1 protein-coding gene and 5 tRNA genes are annotated in these 1,886 nt (G+C 43.5%); 1 reads left to right on the plus strand and 5 read right to left on the minus strand.

All coding sequences use genetic code 11. The features are described from left to right. Positions 1-84: 84 nt before the first annotated feature. Positions 85-171: transfer RNA gene (locus AB4263_RS24305), tRNA-Leu, on the minus strand. Between the two features lie 349 nt (positions 172-520). Between AB4263_RS24305 and AB4263_RS24310 the strand changes: the two genes are divergently transcribed. Then, the gene (locus AB4263_RS24310; RefSeq protein ID WP_372099046.1) at positions 521-1,309 is read left to right on the plus strand and encodes a lipase family protein; all 789 of its coding nucleotides are present in this window, start codon (positions 521-523) and stop codon (positions 1,307-1,309) included. 74 nt (positions 1,310-1,383) lie between these two features. On the opposite strand, the gene AB4263_RS24315 is transcribed toward AB4263_RS24310, so the two are convergent. From AB4263_RS24315 to AB4263_RS24330, 4 genes are all read right to left on the minus strand, one after another. Next, a tRNA-Cys gene (locus AB4263_RS24315) sits at positions 1,384-1,457 on the minus strand. A gap of 64 nt (positions 1,458-1,521) precedes the next feature. Next, a tRNA-Leu gene (locus AB4263_RS24320) sits at positions 1,522-1,608 on the minus strand. An 80-nt stretch (positions 1,609-1,688) separates the two neighbouring features. Next, a tRNA-Gly gene (locus AB4263_RS24325) sits at positions 1,689-1,764 on the minus strand. 46 nt (positions 1,765-1,810) lie between these two features. Further along, positions 1,811-1,884, minus strand: a tRNA-Cys gene (locus AB4263_RS24330). Positions 1,885-1,886 lie beyond the last annotated feature (2 nt).

Here is a 1,886-nt window from a genome sequence, read left to right on the forward strand (position 1 = left end):
CACTCTGCCAAGGCGCCTTTAATAGTGATTTAAGAGAACAACTCTTTGTTCATCACTCTACTCAAAATGTAGAAGCTAGATAGATGGTGCCCCGGGCCGGACTTGAACCGGCACAGCGCGAACGCCGAGGGATTTTAAATCCCTTGTGTCTACCAATTCCACCACCAGGGCAACGCAATCTTGCGAGGCCGATTACTGAAAAGTAAAAACACCATCTCTCAGCGACCTAAGCCGTGAGAACGAGGTGTACTTTAACGGAAGGAAAAAATTCGTCAACAATAAATTTTATCTTTTAATTCAAGTGATTAATTATCGAACTCAAAAGAATAAATTTAGTGCAGCTTGTACGGTTCTTATACTTGGATTTCTAATTTAAACGGACAAATCACTGACAACCATTGATTCAAATACCAATTGAATGCGGTGATTTTATTGTTTTAAACCAAGCAAATGGCGTTTTCATGTACTTTTCACATTCAACGATTAGAGTTTGAAGTAACTCTTATTAAGAAGTAAACATGTGAAACCACTAAAACGATATCAATATGAGCGCTATGCCGTTCTTTGTAACCTCGCCTACCCTAGAGTTTTTAAGCAGACTCGCTATGGTTTTGACCCTAATGGACAACGCATCATCAAGAACCAGTTTGGTAAAACCATGATTAGAGTGTTGTGGAGTAGCGACAAAGATGAAGTGGTTGTGGTAATCAAAGGATCGCACAGTATCTCAGATTGGCTACTAACCTTTGCTCTATGGACAAGAAGCTGTAAGAGAATTGGGCTCAATTATCGTGTGCATGCGGGTTTCTACCATCTAATGTTTCAAGAGAGCCAGCCAAGTCGTAATGAAGACAAGCTTGGCTTAACCGTTATTGGGCGCTTGGAAGCCACGCTCACACCTCTCATCGAACAAGGAAAAAGAGTGTCTATTACTGGCCACTCTTCCGGAGGCGCTATCGGTTGTGTCTTCGCTGATTACTTTGATCAAAAGTACCCAGGCTGTATTAAACGAATAGTGACTTTTGGCCAACCCGCCATTGGTGATTGGAGCTTTCGAAAGCACTATCGCATGAGTAAGAAGACCTACCGAATTTGCTGTGACATCGACATCGTGACCTTCATGCCACCGGTTCCTTTGCTCTATTGGCATGTAGGTAAAGTGCTTTGGCTTTATAACGGACGAATCTATGAGAACACTCCTACATTAATCCGCCTTGGTCGCTCTATCTTTAGTTGGCTGATAAGACCTTTCTCTTACCACTTAATGAGCAAGTATATCCGTAACAAAGATTTCTTTGATAAGCATTGAAATGGGTACGTAGGAAGCTTTAGCGGGGTCAAAAACGAAAAAACCAGTCACTAGGACTGGTTTTTTCTGAATGATGGAGGCGCCTCCCGGAGTCGAACCGAGGTCCACGGATTTGCAATCCGCTGCATAGCCACTCTGCCAAGGCGCCTTCATTAGTGTTTTAAGAGAACAACTCTTTTGATTAATACCAAGCGAGGTAATAATCAAATAGATGGTGCCCCGGGCCGGACTTGAACCGGCACAACGCGAACGTCGAGGGATTTTAAATCCCTTGTGTCTACCAATTCCACCACCAGGGCACGCAATTCTTTATTGCGATGCCGATTACTGAAAAGTAAAACACCATCTTAATGTCGAAATGAATCAACACTACAAAATTTGGAGCGATACATCGGGTTCGAACCGATGACCTCAACCTTGGCAAGGTTGCGCTCTACCAACTGAGCTAGTATCGCATTTTCATTCTTATTATCTCTTAACTTATCAAACTAAGAGAAAGAATGGAGGCGCCTCCCGGAGTCGAACCGAGGTCCACGGATTTGCAATCCGCTGCATAGCCACTCTGCCAAGGCGCCTT

The sequence above is a fragment of the Vibrio sp. 10N.261.55.C5 genome (genome assembly GCF_041470505.1).
In the GTDB taxonomy this organism is placed as follows: domain Bacteria; phylum Pseudomonadota; class Gammaproteobacteria; order Enterobacterales; family Vibrionaceae; genus Vibrio; species Vibrio crassostreae_C.